We start from the raw sequence: 18,749 nt of genomic DNA, 5'->3' as shown, positions 1-18,749 counted from the left end.
TCAGTCCCTCTCCAGCACGCGGCGGTAGACGAGGGAGATCGCGGTGATCAGCACCACCAGGATCACCCCGATCGCGGCCGCCTCGTCGGGGTGGCCCTGCTGGAGGCCGCGCTGGTACATCAGCAGCACCGGTGAGGTGGTGGCACCGTCCGGGCCGCCGCCGCTGGTCAGCAGATACGGCTCGGTGAACAGGTTCGCGCCCGTCACCGTCGCCATGACCAGCACCAGCAGGGTCGCGGTGCGCACGGCCGGCACGGTGATGGACCAGAACATCCGCACCTTGCCCGCGCCGTCGAGGGACGCCGACTCGTAGAGCTCTCCGGGCACGTTCTGCAGCGCCGACAGGTAGAGCACGATGAAGAAGCCGAGCTGCTTCCAGGCGACGAAGACCGCGATGGTCGGCATCGCCAGGTGCGAGTTGACCAGCCAGGACGGGTGCGGCGCGAGGGGCCCGAGGGCCTGGTTCACCAGGCCGTTCGAGTTGAACAGGAACAGCCACACGCCGACGACCGCCACACTCGCGGTGATGTACGGCACGTAGTAGGCCGTGCGGAAGAACGCCCGCCCGCGCAGCTTGGAGTTGAGGGCCGTGGCGAGCACGAGGGACGCGCCCACTGTCAGCGGGACATTGATGACCAGGAAGATCGCGATGTTGAGGAAGGAGTTCCACACCGCGGGATCGGTCAGGACGGCGGTGTAGTTGGCCAGTCCCACGAACGGGCGGTCGACCTGGGCGCCGGGCGCGGCGAAGAAGTAGTCGTGGAAGGACATCCACACTGCGAACCCGAGCGGGTACAGGAAGATCGCGGCCAGGTAGAGCACATACGGCGAGACGAAGGCGATGCCGATCGGGTGCCGGCCGGCGAAGCGCAGCCTGCCGGGCCGCGGCTCCCGTGCGGTCCGGGGGCGCGCCCCGGGCCGCGTGGGCCCGGGGCGGACGAGGTCATGCTGCGTGGAGGACATGGCGCCGGCTCACTGCTTCGCGAGGCCGTCGACCTTGCCCGCCGCCTCCTGGAGGGCGCTGCTCACATCGCCCTTCCCGAAGATGACGGACTTGGTGTACGCGTCGCGGAAGGTCTGCCAGATCTCCACGGAGTTCGGCACGTTCGGGGCCTCGACGGTGTGGTCGGCCTGCTCGGCGAAGGTCTTGTAGGCCGGGTGCGAGGCGAAGTACTGGGGGTACGTGGCCGCGAGGTCCTGGCGCATCGGCATCTGGCCGGTGGCCTCCAGCAGCTTGCCGTCCTGCTCCTTGCTGGTGGCGAACTTCAGGACGTCCCAGGCGGTGCCCTTGTTCTGGCAGGCGGTGAACATGCCGATGGACTTCTCGTCGCTGAAGGTGCCCTTGGCGGCGGCGCCGGTGACGGTGGGGACCGGCACGGCGCCCCACGTGACCTTGTCGCCGTAGACGGAGACCGCCCACGGGCCGACGATCGCCATGGCGGCCTTGCCGTCGGCGAAGGAGTCGCCGTTGTACTGCTCGTTGGGCGCGAGGTGGTCCGCGTACATGGTCTTCCAGAACTCGGCGGCCTTGACGCCGTCGGGCGAGGCGAACTGGGCCTTGCCGTCCTCGACGAGCTGCTTGCCGGTCTGGGCCGCGAACAGCGGGTAGAAGTCGAACCAGGACTGGTAGAACTCGGAGGTCGGCGCGGGCCAGATGGCCGCGTGCACGCCGGACTTGACCAGGGTCCGCGAGGTGTTCAGGAAGTCCTGGTAGGTGGCGAGCTTGGGGTGCTCGGGGTCGAGGCCGGCCTTCTTGAACAGCTGCTTGTTGTAGAAGACCATGACGGGGTTGCTCTTCCAGGGCATCTGGTAGTGCTTGCCGTCGGGCGAGGCGTACTGGGAGAGCCGCTCGCCGGTCCGCTCCTGAAGGTACTTCTGCGCGCCCGGGAAGTCGTCGAGGGCCACGAGGCCGCCCTGCTTCTGGAAGCCGGGCACGGCGGCGGGGGCGGTGTTCAGGATCAGGCACGGGGCGTTGCCCGCCGTGATGGCCGCGCCGATGACCTCCTCGGAGCTCTTGCCCGCCGGTATCTCCTGCGCCTTGACCTTCTCGTCCGGGTGGGCGGCGTTCCAGTCGGCGACCATGCTCTTGCCCCAGGCGACTTCCTGGGCGTTGTTGGAGTACCAGACGGTGATCGGCCCGTGGGCGTCGTCACCGCCGGCGGAGCCGGACCCGCCGCTGCCGCACGCTGCGAGCGGCACGGTCAGGGCCACGGCGGAGAGAACTCCGAGGAGGGTCTTCTTCATTGCGGTGTGCTCCATCTTCTCAAATGCGGATGAAACGGCTGTTCCGGGGCGTCGTCCGGCCACGGGGACGGCCTTTCATGAGAGAAAAACGTTCCGGGACACGCGGGCCGTACGGACCGCGCGGGTCGGTCAGGGCTGCGGTCTCGTGGCGGGCGCGGGGCCCGTGGAGTCGCGCAGCATCAGCGCGGCGGGGTCGAGTTCCACGAGCGGGGTGGCGCCGGTCTCGATCGTGTCGATCAGGGCGAGCGCCGCGGCGCGGCCCCAACGGGCGGCGTCGGCACGGCCGGTGGTGAGCGAGGGCCGGGTCCACGAGGCCAGCGGGACGTCGTCGAAGCCGACCACCGACAGGTCCTCGGGCAGCCGCAGCCCCGCTTCCTGCGCGACCGCCATGCCCGCGGTCGCCGACAGGTCGTTGGCGTACACGATGGCGGTGGGGCGGTCGGGGCGCGCGATCAGTTCCTGCGTCGCCAGCGCCCCGCCCTCGGCGGTGAATCCGCCGGGCAGCACCGGGCACGGCGGCAGGCCGGCCTCGGCGACCGCGTCCTGGCAGGCCTTCAGGCGCCGCTGCGCGTGCAGGTACTCCTCGGGGCCGGCGACATAGGCGATGCGCCGGTGGCCGAGTTCCACCAGGTGGCGCACGGCGCCGGTGACCACGGGGCGGTCGTCCAGGTTCACCGTCGCCAGCCCCTCGACACCGCCGTCGGCGCCCACGGCCACGCCCGGCAGGCCCAGTTCGCGCAGCAGACCCGGCCTGGTGTCGTCCACGCGGAGGTCGGTGAGGAAGACCCCGTCCACGCGCTGGTCGTCGACCAGGCGGCGATAGGTGTCCGTCTCGTGCTCGGGCCGGCACACATGCAGCATCAGGCCGTCGCCGGACTCGGCTATCACCGACTCGATGCCCGCCATGAACGCCGGGAAGAAGGGGTCGGTGCCGATCAGGTCCGGCTCACGGGTCAGCACCAGCCCCACGGCCCGCGCCCGGCCCGTGGACAGGGCCCGGGCGCTGCGGCTGGGCGTCCAGCCGAGCTTCTCGACGGCGGCCCGGACCCGCTGCTGGGTCGCGGCGGCAACTCCGGGGCGGTCGTTGAGGACGAAGGAGACGGTGGCCCGGGACACGCCGGCCAGTGCGGCGACATCGGCGATGGTGGGGCGTCGGGCCATGACGGACTCTCCGGGTACGGCTGCGAAGGGAGCCACCACGGCATCGCGGGCACCGTCGGGCGGCGTGCGCGAAGGCACGCCGTCCGGCGGCGACCTCGGCGCCGGAAGCAGCACGTTCTGACGCCCGCATACCGGTGCAATCTTCGCGAAGCGATTGCTTCATCTGTCGTTTGAACCGGTTTAAACGAGCGATGTGAGGAACCCTGACCTCCATGGCGACGGGTGTCAAGAGTTTGTATGGGACCGCACAGCAATACATGGGGTATTGAGTGAAATGTCCTAAATATTCCGCCGAAGTCGCCGGCAGCCCGGCACAAGAAAACGGGCGGCCCGCTCCCCGAAAAAGGGGTGCGGGCCGCCCTCAGGACGATCCGTGCGCGCCCTCCGCGGTCGTCCGCGGAGGGCGCGCCGAGGGTCACCGGCCCAGGGAGTCCAGTGCCTTGCCGAGCAGATCGGCACGGTCGCCCGCGGAGCCGAGGTGCTCCAGGCCGAAGCCCAGCAGGACCGTGTCCTCCGTGGTGACCGCTCCGTACGTCTGGAACAGCGCCCCGGTGCGGCGCCAGTCACGGACGACGGCGGGGCTGCCCGCAGGCGGTCCGGCGACGGACCACGGGCCGAAGGAGCTCTCGAAGCCCTCGGTCTCGGTGGCCGCGCCGCGGATGACGACCGAGGCCTCGTCGGCCTGGAGTCCCTGGCCGCCGGAGCTCGGGTCGGTGACGTAGCTGAGCGAGACCTCGACCTTCTTGCCCACGAAGGGGCTCAGGTCGAAGTTCACCTGCTGCCAGCCCTGGGAGGCGCCGGTGAAGCTGTTCCACGTGCCCGTGGTGCCGCTCGCGGCGCAGCCGTCGCTCCCCGGGGTGAGGTAGTGCTTCAGCCACGGGTGCTCGGCGATGTAGAACCCGGCCTCGCACTCCGCCGGCACGTCGGTGCGGGTGCCGCCGTTGGTGTCGGGGAGCGTGGTCCAGTCGTCCGCGCCGACGGTGTGGATCTCCAGGAGCGCGTTGTCGTAACCGGGCTCGGTGTCCCAGAGCAGACGGGTGCGGAGCGCGGGCGCGTCGGCCGCGGTCACCCCCGTCAGGTCGATGGTGCGGGTGAGCCGGTTGTACGTGTCGTCCGCGTGGACGGCGGCCGCCATGAAGGCGCCGGCGTACGGTGCGTTCGGCGGCGCGGTCCCGTCGAACCTGCCCGCGCCCGCGCTCGCGAACTGCGGGTAGTCCTCGACCGACAGGTTGTCGGACGTGACGCGGTACGTGCCCGCCCGGTCCAGCGGGTTGCCGGGCGCGGCCCCGAGCGGACCGGCGAAGCCGCCCAGGACGCCGGAGCCGGTGAAGGCGGTGGCGCCGGGGGTGGAGGTGCGTGAGTAGGCGCCCAGGTAGTACTGGCTGAAGTCGTCCGAGGGGTTGCCGCCGCCGAGGTCGACGGTGCCTCCGGCGCGCTCGCCGGCCTCGATCAGCTTGCCGCGCTCGTTGAGGTACGCGCGCAGCTGCAGCTGGGTGGCGTTGCCGGGGATGGCGCCGCCGGTGTAGTGCACGACCGTGCGGAAGTGCCCGAGGACACCGAGCGCGTCCGGCGCGCCCTGCGTGGCCACGTCCCAGACCGCCGCCTTGTGGCCGTTGGCCGCGAGCGCGTCGACGTAGGCCTGCGCCTGCGTCGCCGGGGCGCCCTCCTCGGCGACGACGAGGGTGTCCGCCTTGGGCCGGTCGGCCACGGTGTAGGTGAAGGGCGTGCTGGAGACCCGCTGGCCGCTCTTGGTCTCGGCGGTGTACCACACCTCGACCTTGTCGCCCGGCTCGCCGTCCCTGACCTTGGCGCGGTACTCGTCGAAGTAGAGGTTGTCCTCGCCGCCGTAGGTCTCGCCGCCGTTCCAGGAGTGCAGCGCCTCGCCCTGTGTACGGCCGCCGTTGACACGGTAGTTGAGCTTCTTGTCACGCAGCGACTCACGGATGACGACCGAGACTTCCTGGTCGGAGCCGCGGGAGTACGAGGTGCCGAAGGTCGCCGGGGTGAAGTCCGCCGCGTCCAGGCCCACCGAGGAGGACGGGGTGTCGGGGTGGGCGGCGGTCTCCGCGACGGAGAGCGCGAAGGGGACGTTCTTCTCGAACTCGCCCTGGATCAGACCCTCGTCGTCCGGGAAGTTGAAGACGGACTGGCAGTCGGCCGCCTTCCACTGGTCGTCCGGAACGCTGTTGGAAGCGGTCTGGCAGGTCGACATCTCGGGCGTGAACATCGCCGTGCCGTTGACGTTGGCCGCGTGGCCGTCGGCCTCGCCGTTGGTCGTGTACAGCTCCGAGGAGACCTGCGGGTGGTAGCCCGGGATCGCGGAGTTGTCCGGGGTGCCGGCCAGCGACTTGTACAGGACGTCGTCGGGGGTGTCCGTGGCCACCTGCCAGCCGACGCCGTACAGCAGCAGTTCGGCGGCGGAGTGGTAGTTGATGCCGTAGGTGAAGTCGATGTGCTTCTCGAACGAGTCCAGCGCCTTCGTCTCCGGCTCGGAGCCGGGGCTCGCGCCGCGGTAGGTCTCGCTGGCGGGGCTGGGGGACGAACCCTCGTCGTCGTAGCCCCACTTGTAGGCGAAGTTGCGGTTGAGGTCGACGCCGTCGCCGGCGGATATGACGCCGTCGCCGTTCACGTCCCGCAGGTTCTTGCGCCACAGGCGGTTGCCCGGGTCCTGGAACGTGTAGTCGTAGCCGTCCGGGTTGGCCGAGATGACGAACCACAGCTCGGTGCTGTCGACGATCTTCTTGATGCGCGGGTCGGTGGAGTAGTTGTCCAGGTAGTAGTGCATCAGCCGGCGGGTCATCTCCGGCGTGATCCACTCCCGCGCGTGCTGGTTCGACATGTACAGCACGGAGGGCTTGGAGCCGTCCTTGGACTTCTTCGCGTCCTTCGTGAGCCGCAGCGCGAGGATGTCCTGACCGTTCACCGTCTTGCCGATGGAGACGACCTTGGTCAGGTTCGGGTTCGCCTGGCCCGCGGCAAGGATCTCCTCCTTGATGCCGCCCGGGCCGCTGTACGGCCGGAAGACACCCTCGGCGGCGCTCTGGAGGCGCGCCTCGGACTTGGCGGCGATGGTGTGCTCGGTGAGCCGCACGCCCTTGCGTTCCAGCTGCCCGGCCTGCTTGTCGGTGAGGTAGACCTCGACCGAGGCGGTGCCGTTGACGGGCGCCTGCTCGCTCAGTTCGTGACCGTCCTGCCCGGCTTCGAGCAGCAACGGGATCTGGCTCTTGGTGACTTCCGCGCGGAACACCTTGACCTCGTCCGCGTCACCCCTGGCCGGAATCGTGCTCCGGGCCTGGGCGACGGGCGCGATGGCCGCACTGCAGAGGATGAGAGCGCCGGCAACGACGGTCGTTAAGACTCTGGGTCTCACGACTCTCCTTCACATGGTCTGCGACAAGGACGCCCATACCATAAGAAGTTCACGCCACCGTCAAGGGTGTCTCAAGGCCTACTTAGGCCACCGGCACCTCGTGGGCCCCGGCGGCGGCCCGGCCGAAGGCACGACGAGCGGGGCCGCCCCCGTGGAGGGCGGCCCCGCTCGTACGGGACACGGGCTGCGGGCGGCAGGCGGGTCAGCCGCGGACGATGTTCTCCGCCTGCGGGCCCTTCTGGCCCTGCGTCACCTCGAAGGTGACCGCCTCGCCTTCCTGGAGCTCGCGGTAGCCGTTACCGACGATGTTGGAGTAGTGGGCGAACACGTCCGGCCCCCCGTCCTGTGCGATGAAGCCGAAGCCCTTTTCGGCGTTGAACCACTTCACGACTCCAGATGCCACCGTGTCCATCCCTCATGTGCCGATGTGGCGGCGCACCAGGTGCGCCGGCGGGCCCCCGCGGCTGCGGGCCCCGGAGCCTGCCTACCCGATGACGGGGACGTCTATCCCCCGGGACGGCGGCGGGATGGCGTGGGCCGCGTCCGGCGGCCCTCCGCGGTCAGTGTCCGGGGCGCAGCAGGCCCGACTCATAGGCGAGAACCACCAGTTGGGCCCGGTCGCGCAGTCCGCGCTTGCCGAGCAGATTGCCCACGTGGGTCTTGATGGTGCTCTCGGCGAGGCAGAGCACCGTGCCGATCTCGGTGTTGGACATGCCGCGGCCCACCAGGCGCAGCACGTCCAGCTCACGCTGCGTCAGGTCGTCGAGGGCCGGCTGGGCCGCCGCGCCCGGCGGTGGCCCGCTGAGGAACTCCTCCAGCAGCCGCCGGGTGAGGATCGGCGCCAGCAGCGCGTCACCCGCCGCCACCGTGCGCACCCCGGCCGTGAGTTGGTGCCGCGGCGCGCTCTTGAGCAGGAAGCCCGAGGCCCCGGCCCGCATCGCGTGGTAGACGTACTGGTCGAGATCGAAGGTGGTGAGCACCAGGACCCGGCTGCGCGGTGCGGTGCGGGCGAGCCTGCGCGTGGCCTCGATCCCGTCCAGCAGGGGCATGCGGATGTCCATCAGCACGACATCGGGATCGGTGCGCCGCACCTCGCCGAGCGCCTCCACGCCGTCCGCGGCCTCCGCGACCACCTCGATGTCCGGTTCGCCGGAGAGGATGGCCGCGAGCCCGTGCCGGATCAGCATCTCGTCGTCGGCGACGACCACGCGGATCACGCCGGGACCCCCACCGCGAGCGGCAGCCGCACGCGTACGGTGAAGCCGGCGGACACGTCGAGCGTCAGGCTGCCGCCGCAGACCACGACACGCTCCCACATGCCGACGAGCCCCTTGCCGGTGCCGCCGCGGCCCGAGTCGCCGACCCCGGCGTCGGTGTGCACCTCGATCTCCAGCACGTGCTCGTCGTAGCGCAGCCTCAACTCGGCCACCTCGGAGGCGGAGTGCTTGAGCGCGTTGGTCAGCGACTCCTGGACGACACGGTAGGCGCACAGCGAGACACCCTGGTCGAGCGGGCGCGGCAGGCCCTCCGTCGCTGTGCGCACCGTGAGCCCGGCCGCGCCCATGGTGGACACCAGCCGGTCCAGGTCGTCGAAGTGCGGCTGGGGCACCAGAGGTTCGGGCTCGGCCGGCGCGGCGGAGGTCGCCGGGTCGTCGTCGCGCAGCAGCCGCAGCAGCCGGGCCAGTTCCACCAGGGCGCCGCGCGAGGCGTCGGCTATCGCCGCGAACGCCCGTCCCGCCGTGGCCCGGTCCGTCTCCAGCATCCCGCGGCCCGCTTCCGCCTGGACGGCGATCACGCTCACCGCGTGGGCGACCAGGTCGTGCAGTTCCCGGGCGATGCGCTGCCGTTCGGCGGCGACCGCACGGCGGGCCTGCTCGTCCCGTGTGCGCTGCAGTTCCTCCGCCTGCGCGGTGAGGTGCTGCACGGCGGTGCGGCGGCGCCGGTAGGCGGCACCCACCGCGGCGGGCAGCACCACGAACAGCACGATCGTCGGCACGATGTTGCCGGGATCGGAGTCCGAGGGGTCGTTGAGGATCGCCACCACGAGGGAGGCGGAGTTCGCCGCGGCCGCGGCCACCAGCTGAACCGTCGGCAGATAAGCCGCGGCGCTGTACACGGCGACGATCAGCGCGAGCAGCACCGCCACTTCGTCGGACGGTTCGGCGCCGAGCGCGGTCAGGGCCATGGCCGTGGCGATGCCGAGGGCCACCGTCAGCGGGTGCCGCCGGCGCACCGCGAGGGCGCAGGTGGTGACCACGACCGCCAGCAGATGCTGCGGCCCGGCCTCGGGGTTCAGGGGCGAGTCCGTCAGCTCGACCACACCGAGGAGGCAGAGCAGGACCGCCGGAGCGATGTCGATGAGGAGTTCGAGCCGACTGCGACTGGCCAACACGGTGGCGAGTATAGGTCGGGCAAAGTCGGCGCCGGTTCCCCCTGTGGTACCGGTTCGCGCCGGTGGGATTCCCCCCGCGGGGGGAGCGGGCGGGTACTGCGGGGCCGGGTGCGGGCCGGCCGCGGCTGACACCGTCCTCGGTGTGCCGGGCGTTCCGGCCGCAGTCAATGGAGGGGATCATGCTTCACCACACCTGGCGCGCCCCTGCGCTGTCCTTCGCCGCCCTCGCCGCCGCGCCGGTCCTCGGGCTGGTGTCCGAACTCGTCGTCCCGCGCGACACGACGTCCACGCCGGCGGACGAGCTGCGCTTCGTCTCCGCCCACGCCGGAGCCTTCCTCGTCGCCGATCTGCTCGCGATCGTCGGCGCGGCCCTCTTCGTCGTCGGCCTCGTCCGGCTGGTGCCGGCGGTCACCGGCCGGGGCCGCGTGGCCGTACGGATCGGCGGGACCATGGCCATCACCGGCTCCCTGGCCCTGGTCGCCCACCCGTTCCTCCTGCTGGCCATCCGCGACCTGGCCACGGCGGAGAACCTGACGGCGATGGCCTCCGCCAACGACACCATCTCCAACGGCGTGGCCGCGATGGTCATCCTGGTGGCCCGGCTGTTCGCCTTCGACCTCGGCCTGGTGGTGCTGACGATCGGCCTGTGGCGGGCCGGCGCGCTCCCGGTCTGGCTGGCCCCCGCGGGCTTCCTCGCCCTCTTCGCGGACTTCTCCCCCAGCTCTTACAACGCCGTCCTGATGTACGCCGTCCTGGCCGCCACCTTCGTGCTCATGGCCCTGCGGACCCGCCGCACCGCGGACCCGGCCGGGCAGCCCACCGCGCAGCCGGCGACCGCCGGCACGGTCTGACGGCCTCCGGCCGCGGCGTTCGCCCCGCAGGGGGAGGCGAACGCCGCGCCCGGCGTCCCCGACGGGGCCGCCCGGGGCCGCCCAGACGTCAGTCCGCGGGTCGACGGGCCATGTGCCGCTCACAGATCGCCCGGTGCTCCGGGAAGCCCCGGGCGATCTCCGTGAGCTTCACGACCATCTCCGCACGCGTGGGCAGGGGGTGGCGTTCATGGTGCAGCGCGATGCCCAAGCGAAGACTGTCGTCCGCCCGGCGAACCCACTCGTCCAGTGTGTGCCCCATCGACGCGCCGTTGTCCGTCCCCGACCACGCGGCCACGTTCAGGAAAACGATCGCCTGCTCCGCCGTCGCCCGTTCGGCCACCACAGCCTCGGCGACGATCCCGGCGATGTCCTCGGCACCGTAGGCATCGATCAGATCGTCCACACGGTCGTAGAGCTCATCAGGGAACTCGGCGTCCCGCCGCGACACCCCCACGGCACACAGCCGGTCGAGCGCCCCGCGCCATGCCGGCACCGTCATCGAGCCCCTCCTGCCAGGCGTGCGACCGGACAACAGCGCGGTCCGACCCGAGAGCGCCCCGGAGGCATCACCTGCCGGCACGCCACCGGAACCAGTAATCCGGGCCCTCCACCCGGTAGCGCGCCCCGGGCCCGAAGCGCACCTCGCCCACAAGTCGCCTGGCGTCGTCGGGGGCCTGCCGGTACTGCGCCAGCAGCAGGTTGAGTTCGTCGTAGCTGGCGTCGATCCCGCCCTCACCCGGATGGGTCTCCGGCCCCGCTGTCCCTGCCTCATAGCGCTCGTTCCACCTCGCGAAGATCGCCCACTGCTCGCGCTCCCACTCCACTGCCGCGTCGCTCGCGGGCCAAACGCTGTACTCGTCGGCGAGGTCGGCGTGGCTGTAATCCTCACTCAGGAAGTAGTGCGGCCTGCCGTCGACGTCGGCAAGCCCGGCGCGCGGCCCGTCGTACCACTCCGACTCGGCGTACACCCGCTCGAAGCCATCGGCGATCAGCTGCGCCTCGTCCCACGTCTCAGCCACACGGGCAGGCTACCGAAGGGCGAATCCGCACGGCGCGTCGCGTTTCGACGCCTTCGTTGCCGGCCGCGTCCGGACGCATCCGGGACGCAGGCCGGCGCGCCGACAGCGCTGGTGGCGGGTGCGGGCCGCTGCCTTTGGGCAGGCCGTGCACGCAGCCGGTGCCCGGCATACGGCCGTGCGACCGCGGCCCCGTCGGGGCCGTACACCACTTACCGCGCTCAAAGCAGGACGCGTCACAGGATGTTCACAGCAAACATCCCCGATGATCACCCACGTCGGGGCGCGTCGACATCAACGGCACATCGACTGGGCGCTGACCCCCGGCCATTCCACGGAAAGAAGTCAGCCAGTGCCCCTTCCCATTGACTCCGTCGTCCCGCGGCCGCGTGCCGCGGCCCGGCGCGGTGCCGTCGTCCTGGCCTTGGCCACGGCGCTCAGCATCGGTGCCGGCATGATGACGACCGCCCAGGCGCTCACCCCCGAGCACCTGATGTCGGCGACCGCCGATGCGCCGAAGCCCGCCGGTTCCGTCCAGGGCCTCATCCCGAGCACCCCGGGCCAGTCCATCGTCACGCGCGAGGACCGCACGCCCATCGCGCCCGGGCTGAACCTCACGCGCTTCGACCGCTTCGAGGCGGACGGCTGGGTGCGCGGGCAGGTGCTTGTCGCGGATCTGGCGGACGACCGGGTCAAGGTGGACTACATCTCCTCCGGCACGGTCACCGGGAAGTCCCGGGTCACCGAGCAGGCCAAGCGCACCGGGGCGGTCGCCGCGATCAACGGCGACTACTTCGACATGAACGACACCGAGGCCCCGGTCGGCGGCGCCGTGTCACGCGACGGCGGGCTGATCAACTCCCCCACCGAGGGCCGCAGCCAGACCGTCGCGATCGGCGCGGACGGCCTCGGCCGGCTCGCCCAGGTGTTCCTGGAGGGCGAGGTCACGGTCGGCGGTACGCAGCACCTGAAGCTGTCCAGCGTCAACTCCCCGGTCCTGGCGGCCGGCGGCATCGGCCTGTTCACCGACCAGTGGGGCCCGTCCCCGCGCACCAAGCCCGTGAGCGGCGCGAGCCGTGTCGCCGAGGTGTGGCTGCGCGACGGCAAGGTCACCGAGGTGCACACCTCCGTCAGCAGCGGCCCGATCCCGGCCGGCACCAGCGTGCTGCTCGGCCGTGAGGCGGGCGCCGACGCGCTGTCCGGCCTCGTGCCCGGCGACTCCGTGAACGTCGCCTACCGCCCGCGCGCCGACTTCGGCGACGTGGCGGTCGCCGTCGGCGGCGGCCAGGTCCTGGTCGCGGACGGCGTGGTGAAGCACTACACCGACGGCGACACCGTCACCGCCACCTCCCGCACCAGCGTGGGCTTCTCCGCCGACGGCCGCACCATGTACCTGGTCGCGATCGACGGCAAGCAGACCAACAGCCGCGGCATGGACCTCAACGAGCTGGGCGCCTTCATGAAGGGCCTCGGTGCCGTCAACGCCCTCAACATGGACGGCGGCGGTTCGACCACCATGGCCGCCCGCCTGCCCGGCGAGAGCGTGACGGGTCTGGTCAACAGCCCCTCGGACGGCTCGGAGCGCCAGGTCGCCAACGGCCTCGGCCTGTTCGCCGCCCCCGGTTCCGGCGAGGCCCGCGGCTTCCGCGTCCTTCCGGCCCTGACGGCCGACGGTTCCGACAAGGTCTTCCCCGACCTGCACCGCACCATCAAGGCCCTGGCGCACGACGAGACGTACGCGCCCGCGCCCACCCCGCGCGTGCACTGGCGGGACGACTCCCTCGCGGCGGTCAAGGGCGGCGACGGCAGCACCGCCGTGGTCACCGGCAAGCACTCCGGCACCAGCGAGGTCGAGGCCACCGCCAGCCACGGCGTGAGCGGCACGATGAAGCTGACCGTGCTCGCCCCGGCCGTGCGCATCACCCCGAGCAGCAGCCTGGTGGCGCTCGACGGCCTGGACGACGCGGCCCGTCTGACGGTCACCGGCTACGACGCCCTCGGCGACTCCGCCCCGATCGAGGCCTCCGACATCAAGGTCACCGGCGGCGACGGCGTCGTCTCGCTGACCCCCGCGGACGACGCGACGTTCACCGTGCGCGGCCTCGCCGACGGCGCCTCCGCCACCCTGCACCTGACGGTCGGCACGATGACCACCGACGTGGCCGTCACCGTCGGCCTGGCCGAGAAGTCCTTCGCGGACCTGTCGGACGCGGCCGCCTGGACCTCGGCGAACGACCGCGCCCCCGGCGGCTCGGTCACCCCGGCCGCCGGCCACGACGGCGCGCCCGGCCTGGCCCTCACGTACGACTTCACCAAGTCCACCGCCACCCGCGGCCAGTACGCCGTACCGCCGCAGCAGATCCAGCTGCCCGGCCAGCCGCAGGCCGTCACCATGTGGATCAACGGCGACGGCAACGGCGAGTGGCCGCGGCTCCAGTACCGCACGGGTGCGGGCGTGACCGCCAACCTCGACGGCCCGCTCATCACCTGGACCGGCTGGCGCAAGGTCGAGTTCCCGGTGCCCGTCGGCACCCCCTACCCGCTCACCTTCCAGCGGGTCCGGCTGCTGGAGACCAGCGCCGCCCGTTCGTACACCGGCAAGGTGACCGTCAGCGACCTGCGGGTCAAGGTCGCCCCGGACGTCGAGCTGCCCGTGCAGCCCAAGGTCGCCGACCCCGTGGTGGTGACCAACGGCACCGTCGACGGCCGTCCGCTGCGCGTCGCCGTCATGTCCGACGCCCAGTTCGTCGCCCGCGACCCCAACAGCCCGCTGGTGGAGGCGGCCCGCCGGACGCTGGCCGAGATCGCCGACGCCAAGCCGGACATGCTGGTCATCGACGGCGACTTCGTCGACGAGGGCTCACCCGCCGACTTCAAGCTGGCCCGCACGCTCCTCGACGAGTTCGACGCCCGCACCGGCGGCACCATCCCGTGGCACTACGTGCCCGGCAACCACGAGGTGATGGGCCCCGGGACGCCCGTCAACTTCAAGGCGGAGTTCGGCGACACCACGTCGGTCTTCGACTCCGAGGGCACCCGCTTCATCACCCTGGACTCCTCCAGCGGCACCCTGCGCGGCGGCGGCTTCGCCCAGCTCCAGCTGCTGCACGACCAGCTCGCCGCCGCGGCCACGGACAGCTCCGTCAGCGGCGTCGTGGTGTTCGAGCACCACCCCACCGAGGACCCGCTGCCGGACAAGGCCAGCCAGCTCGGCGACCGCAAGGAGGCCGCGCTCGTCGAGCAGTGGCTCGCCGACTTCCGGGCCCAGGGCCACAAGTCCGCCGCGTTCGTGGGCGGTCACGTCGGCGCGTTCTCGGCGTCCTCGATCGACGGCGTCTCCTACCTGGTCAACGGCAACTCCGGCAAGAACCCGGCCAGCACGCCCGACAACGGCGGCTTCACCGGCTGGACGATGCTGGGCATCGACCCGGCCAAGGGGCGGGTCACCGACACGTTCGCCGTCCCCACCCGTGACTCCGACGCCTGGCTCCGCGCGGAGGTGCACGTCCGCACCGACGCGGTGGACCTCAGCGCGCCGGACACGCTCACGGTCGGCGACCGGGCCAAGGCGTCCGCGACGGTCACGCAGGACGGCACGCGTGCCGTCCCGGTGGCCTGGCCGGTCAGCGCCTCCTGGACCGGCTCGCGCGTCGAGATCGCCGGCCGCACCGAGGGCGGTTCCGCGGTCGTCTCCTATGACCCGGCCACCGGCGACCTGACCGCGCTCCGCGCCGGTACCGCGGTCCTCCGCGTCACCGTCAACGGCGTGACCACGCAGCGCACCATCACGGTGGGCCGCCGCTGATCCCCCGGCCCGGCGACCGTGCCCTCGCACGGTCGCCGGGTCACGGCGCGGCAGTTGTGGCGGACGCCCCTTGTGCCCTGCGCCATTCCACTTCCCGGGCGGTCATCGGGACGTGGATCTTGTACACGTCACCGACCCGCAGACGGTCCGGCGTGCTGTACTCGCCGTAGGTACCGATGACGGAGATGCCCACCTGCACGCGGGGCTGCCAGAAGGTGCGGAAGTACGGGGCGTTCGCCGATATCTCGGGGACCTCCACCAAGGGCACGCCGCGCCTGTCCAGCAACCGTCGCAGCTTGTCGAACCGCAGCCGTGGCGCGAAACGCCCGTACCGGGCGCGCAGCACCTCGTTCACGATGCCGCGATCCCGCTCCGCGAGCCGGTGCACCTGCAGGGTGACATGGTGCCCCTCCCACGGGCCACCGGCGGACGCGCGGTGCCAGAAGAACTCGGCGAGGCCGTAGTCACGGAACAGGCTGACGTCATCGAAGTTGCCCTCGGCGAAGCGGGGTCCCAGCAGCCCGGTCACACGCTCAGGGGACTCATCGGGGCCCGCCCCGAACACCGTGCCCGTGGTGACGACGTCCACGTAGAACGCCAGGGAGTACGGGGTCACACTGCCGCCCCGTCGCGGCCCTGCCAGGTCGTCACGCAGGCCTCGTTGCCCTCCTTGTCGGCAAGCACCCAGAACGCGGGGGCACGGTTCGCGGACACGAGCAGGCCGCCGGCCGCCAGTGCCGCCTCGATCCGGCGGGGTGCCTCGTCGTGCGGCACGCTGATGTCGAGGTGGATGCGATTGCGCTGCGTGCGCGCCTGGTCCATCTGCTGGAACCAGACCGCCGGGCCCTGCCGTTCCGGGTCGACCAGCGGGTCCTCGGGTCCGTCGGCGCCCGCCTCGTCGGTCCAGCCCAGCACCGCTTTCCAGAACGGCCGGACACCGGCGATGTCCAGCGCGTCGATCGCGATCTCCAGGAGCTGCACCGACCGGCCCTCGCCCGTGCCGGTTCCGGGGTCCGCCGGCGACCCGGCGGCGCGCATCGCGGCGGAGACGCGGCACGCGAGGTCGACGTCGAGCGACGTGACGGCCGCGTGCGCGAGTGACTGCAGGGTGAGCAGCACGCGCCCCGGGCGGACGTCGACCCAGAGGTGCCCGTCGGCCTCGTCGCCGCAGACCGCGACGGCCTCCGCCGCCAGCGCAGCCCCCTGCGCCATCGACCCGGTGGGGACCGACGTCTGCAACGTGCCCAGCACGTACCGCCATCCGTGGCCGCCGACCGCGTCCGAGGCTTCCTGCCGGCTCAGTTTCCGCTCCATACGGGCATCCTCGCAGCCGGGCGCGACCCGGGTCGCCGGATCGCGCGGGACCGGCGTTCGGCCTCCGCGCCGGGCGCAGGTCGGCCTCCTTCTCCAGCGGGGCCACCGCTCCCGCCGGGTCGGCCCCTGCCGCGCCGGCCGCCGGTGACCTCCGCGCCGGCATCGCACGCCCGTCCTCACCGGAGGGGACGCCTCGGCACGAGGCGCCAGCGGCCCGGCGCGACAGGTCTCCACGCGCCTGAGAACGCGGTGCGATCCCACCCGGGCTGTGCGCCGCACGCTGTCGCGTCAGGTCGGGCGTGCGGGGCACAGGGGTCGCTCGGCTCAGCCGGTGCGCCGGACCTCGATCAGGAGGGCCTGCTCCGGGTTGAGTTGGGGCATCGGGAGACCCGCGGAGGCGAGGACCGCGCCCGGGAGGGGGAGCCAGCCGTCGATGGCCGCCGTGAGCCAGGCGGGGCCGCTGGTCTGGTGGAAGGACGGCAGGCCGAGGTCGGTGCGGACCCGGACCTCGTAGCGGTGGGCGGGGTCGAGGCCGGGGAGCCGGACGCGGCCGGACTGGCCCTCGGGGGAGGTCGCGACGCGTGCCCAGCAGTAGACGGCGGCGGTGCCGTCCTGGGCGACGACGCCGTGCAGGAGCGTGGCGTCGCCGGGGAGGTCGGCGCGCACGGTGCGGCCGCTGTGGAGCAGGGGGCGCAGCTCGCGGTAGAGGGCCGTCCACGCGGTCAGCCGGGCGATCTCCTCCGGGGTGCAGCGGGTGATGTCCTGCTCGATGCCGGCGTGGCCGAACAGGGCGGTGGCCATCCGGAAGGCGTCGGAGGTGACGCGGGCGGTGGTGTGGCTCGGGTTGGCGCCCACGTGGGCGCCGACGAGCTCGGGGGGCAGCAGCTGGCCCGTCCACCGCTGGATGGACTGCCGCTCCACGGGGTCGTTGCAGTCCGAGGCCCACACCCGGTCGGTCCTGGCCAGGATGCCCAGGTCGACGCGGCCGCCGCCGCTGGCGCAGCTCTCGATCTCCAGGGCGGGGTGGCGCTCCTTGAGCGCGTCCAGCAGCCGGTAGAGCGCCACGACCTGGGCGTGCGAGGCGGGTCGGTCCGCGGGGCCGTGGACGGCCTCGTAGAGCTCCCGGTTGTGGTCCCACTTGAGGTAGTCGATGCCGTACGTGGTGATCAGGGTGTCCAGCGAGTCCAGCAGGTACGCGGCGAGGGCGGGCTGGGACAGGTCGAGGGCGTACTGGTGACGGGCCGTCGGGCCGAGGCCGGCGGCGGGGCCGAGGACCCACTCGGGGTGCTCGCGGGCCAGGTCGGAGTCGAGGTTGACCATCTCCGGTTCGAACCAGAGGCCGAACTCCATGCCGTGGGAGCGCACGTGGTCGACGAGCGGGGCGAGTCCGCCGGGCCACACCTTCGGGTCGACCGTCCAGTCGCCGAGTCCCGCGTGGTCGGAGCGGCGGCCGCGGAACCAGCCGTCGTCCAGGACGAACCGCTCCACGCCGACCTCGGCGGCGCGGTCGACGAGGCGCAGCAGGTGGTCGAGGTCGTGGTCGAAGTACACGGCCTCCCAGCTGTTGAGGATGACCGGGCGCGGGCGCCGGGGGTGGCTCGGGCGGGCCCGCAGCAGGGTGTGGAAGCGGTCGGCGAGGCCGTCGAGGCCGGAGCCGGACCAGGCGAAGTGGCACACGGGGGTGCGGTAGCTCTCGCCGGGGGCGAGCCGGATCTCGCCGGCGCGCAGCAGTTCGCCGCCGCCGAGGGCGGCTGCGTGGCTGCCGGCACCCTCGGGCAGTCGCTCCACGAGGTAGCGCTGGTCGCCGCTCCAGGCGACGTGCAGGCCCCACACCTCGCCCTCGCGGAAGCCGAAACCGGGCACGCCGACGGCGACGAGGTACGGGGAGTCGAGGCCGGGCTTGCCGCGCCGGACCTCGCGGGTGTGGGCGCCGAAGCCGAGCGGGCGCCGCTGCGGGGAGCGTTCGCGGCTCCACTTGCCGGTGAAGTCGAGGATCTCGCCGGCCCGCCGGGGCAGCGGAAGCAGCACGGTGGCCTGGGCGAGGTCGTAGGGCGCCGGGCCGGCGGTGCCGTGCCGGGTCATGTCGGCGTGGACGGCGAGCACTCCGGACGGGTCCATCCGGTAGGTGACCGTGATGTCGAGCCCGGCGGCGGTGTCGGTGAGGGAGACCTCCAGTTCGCCGCCGCCCTCGGGGTCCTGGCGCAGGGCCGTGCCGGTGGTGGTGAGTCGCGGGGCGGCGGACCCGCCGTCGGCGTGGCCGTGGTGGGCGGGGGTGCCGGCCCATCCGTCGGCCTCGGTGGGCCAGACGGTGTAGCGGCGCGGGATGTCGACGGCGTTGTTGAGGACCGCGGGCTCCGCCGTCAGGGAGAGCGCTGCGAGGTCCGCCGAGGACAGGTCGCCGAGGTCCTCGCCCCAGTGCAGGACCCTGGGCACCGGCTCGGTGAGCTCCAGGACGAACGCGGTGCCGGCCGCGCGCAGGGCCACGATCCGCGCGGTGGTGTCTGCCATGGGGGGTCCTTCCTTTCGATGTGCTCCGCCGCCCGGACGGGCCCCGGTGGGGGCCGCGTCCGGGCGG

14 protein-coding genes are annotated in these 18,749 nt (G+C 72.3%); 2 read left to right on the top strand and 12 right to left on the bottom strand.

Annotation, left to right across the window (positions count from 1 at the left end; all coding sequences use genetic code 11):
- The 7 genes from ABZ883_RS11745 to ABZ883_RS11715 form a co-directional block, all read right to left on the bottom strand.
- Positions 1 to 963 carry a sugar ABC transporter permease gene (locus ABZ883_RS11745; RefSeq protein ID WP_360905373.1) on the bottom strand — a complete coding sequence of 321 codons (963 nt, stop codon included), beginning with the start codon at positions 961 to 963 and terminating at the stop codon, positions 1 to 3.
- 9 nt (positions 964 to 972) lie between these two features.
- Positions 973 to 2,244, bottom strand: coding sequence for an extracellular solute-binding protein (locus ABZ883_RS11740; RefSeq protein WP_360905371.1), 1,272 nt, complete (start codon positions 2,242 to 2,244; stop codon positions 973 to 975).
- 129 nt (positions 2,245 to 2,373) lie between these two features.
- Complete coding sequence (locus ABZ883_RS11735; protein ID WP_360905369.1) at positions 2,374 to 3,405, bottom strand: LacI family DNA-binding transcriptional regulator; 1,032 nt, start codon at positions 3,403 to 3,405, stop codon at positions 2,374 to 2,376.
- A 415-nt stretch (positions 3,406 to 3,820) separates the two neighbouring features.
- On the bottom strand, positions 3,821 to 6,775 hold the full coding sequence (locus tag ABZ883_RS11730) for a M14 family zinc carboxypeptidase (protein ID WP_360905367.1): 2,955 nt from the start codon (positions 6,773 to 6,775) through the stop codon (positions 3,821 to 3,823).
- A 202-nt stretch (positions 6,776 to 6,977) separates the two neighbouring features.
- Positions 6,978 to 7,178, bottom strand: a complete 201-nt coding sequence (locus tag ABZ883_RS11725) for a cold shock domain-containing protein (RefSeq protein WP_360905365.1) — start codon at positions 7,176 to 7,178, stop codon at positions 6,978 to 6,980.
- 157 nt (positions 7,179 to 7,335) lie between these two features.
- On the bottom strand, positions 7,336 to 7,992 hold the full coding sequence (locus tag ABZ883_RS11720; protein ID WP_360905363.1) for a response regulator transcription factor: 657 nt from the start codon (positions 7,990 to 7,992) through the stop codon (positions 7,336 to 7,338).
- A complete protein-coding gene (locus ABZ883_RS11715) occupies positions 7,989 to 9,167 on the bottom strand; it encodes a histidine kinase (RefSeq protein ID WP_360905361.1) in 1,179 nt (392 codons plus the stop codon). Before ABZ883_RS11715 ends, ABZ883_RS11720 begins: the two co-directional genes overlap by 4 nt.
- 179 nt (positions 9,168 to 9,346) lie before the next feature.
- Here ABZ883_RS11715 and ABZ883_RS11710 point away from each other — a divergent pair, with 179 nt between their 5' ends.
- Positions 9,347 to 10,018, top strand: coding sequence for a hypothetical protein (locus ABZ883_RS11710; RefSeq protein WP_360905359.1), 672 nt, complete (start codon positions 9,347 to 9,349; stop codon positions 10,016 to 10,018).
- A gap of 88 nt (positions 10,019 to 10,106) precedes the next feature.
- Here ABZ883_RS11710 and ABZ883_RS11705 read toward each other — a convergent pair whose 3' ends face one another.
- Together ABZ883_RS11705 and ABZ883_RS11700 are read right to left on the bottom strand one after the other, a co-directional pair.
- Positions 10,107 to 10,538 carry a hypothetical protein gene (locus tag ABZ883_RS11705; protein ID WP_360905357.1) on the bottom strand — a complete coding sequence of 144 codons (432 nt, stop codon included), beginning with the start codon at positions 10,536 to 10,538 and terminating at the stop codon, positions 10,107 to 10,109.
- A gap of 67 nt (positions 10,539 to 10,605) precedes the next feature.
- Positions 10,606 to 11,058, bottom strand: a complete 453-nt coding sequence (locus tag ABZ883_RS11700) for a hypothetical protein (protein ID WP_360905355.1) — start codon at positions 11,056 to 11,058, stop codon at positions 10,606 to 10,608.
- Positions 11,059 to 11,407: 349 nt separating this feature from the next.
- Here ABZ883_RS11700 and ABZ883_RS11695 point away from each other — a divergent pair, with 349 nt between their 5' ends.
- The gene (locus ABZ883_RS11695; protein ID WP_360905353.1) at positions 11,408 to 14,860 is read left to right on the top strand and encodes a phosphodiester glycosidase family protein; all 3,453 of its coding nucleotides are present in this window, start codon (positions 11,408 to 11,410) and stop codon (positions 14,858 to 14,860) included.
- 40 nt (positions 14,861 to 14,900) lie between these two features.
- Here ABZ883_RS11695 and ABZ883_RS11690 read toward each other — a convergent pair whose 3' ends face one another.
- The 3 genes from ABZ883_RS11690 to ABZ883_RS11680 all read right to left on the bottom strand — a co-directional run bounded on the left by ABZ883_RS11690 (position 14,901) and on the right by ABZ883_RS11680 (position 18,682).
- Entirely contained in the window at positions 14,901 to 15,476 is a 576-nt protein-coding gene (locus ABZ883_RS11690) for a hypothetical protein (protein WP_360905351.1), read from the bottom strand.
- On the bottom strand, positions 15,473 to 16,174 hold the full coding sequence (locus ABZ883_RS11685; protein WP_360905349.1) for a VOC family protein: 702 nt from the start codon (positions 16,172 to 16,174) through the stop codon (positions 15,473 to 15,475). Before ABZ883_RS11685 ends, ABZ883_RS11690 begins: the two co-directional genes overlap by 4 nt.
- Before the next feature lie 324 nt (positions 16,175 to 16,498).
- A complete protein-coding gene (locus tag ABZ883_RS11680; protein ID WP_360905347.1) occupies positions 16,499 to 18,682 on the bottom strand; it encodes an alpha-galactosidase in 2,184 nt (727 codons plus the stop codon).
- Positions 18,683 to 18,749 lie beyond the last annotated feature (67 nt).

The organism is Streptomyces sp. NPDC046977 (genome assembly GCF_040644455.1).
Lineage (GTDB): Bacteria > Actinomycetota > Actinomycetes > Streptomycetales > Streptomycetaceae > Actinacidiphila.
The sequence above is the reverse complement of the archived record's forward strand: the minus strand, read 5'-3'. Positions and strand labels throughout refer to the sequence as shown.

Coding starts and splice junctions, on each gene's coding strand:
- ABZ883_RS11740 (WP_360905371.1), bottom strand. CDS start 2,244: ATGAAGAAGACCCTCCTCGGAGTTCTCTCCGCCGTGGCCCTGACCGTG.
- ABZ883_RS11710 (WP_360905359.1), top strand. CDS start 9,347: ATGCTTCACCACACCTGGCGCGCCCCTGCGCTGTCCTTCGCCGCCCTC.
- ABZ883_RS11705 (WP_360905357.1), bottom strand. CDS start 10,538: ATGACGGTGCCGGCATGGCGCGGGGCGCTCGACCGGCTGTGTGCCGTG.
- ABZ883_RS11745 (WP_360905373.1), bottom strand. CDS start 963: ATGTCCTCCACGCAGCATGACCTCGTCCGCCCCGGGCCCACGCGGCCC.
- ABZ883_RS11685 (WP_360905349.1), bottom strand. CDS start 16,174: ATGGAGCGGAAACTGAGCCGGCAGGAAGCCTCGGACGCGGTCGGCGGC.
- ABZ883_RS11680 (WP_360905347.1), bottom strand. CDS start 18,682: ATGGCAGACACCACCGCGCGGATCGTGGCCCTGCGCGCGGCCGGCACC.
- ABZ883_RS11735 (WP_360905369.1), bottom strand. CDS start 3,405: ATGGCCCGACGCCCCACCATCGCCGATGTCGCCGCACTGGCCGGCGTG.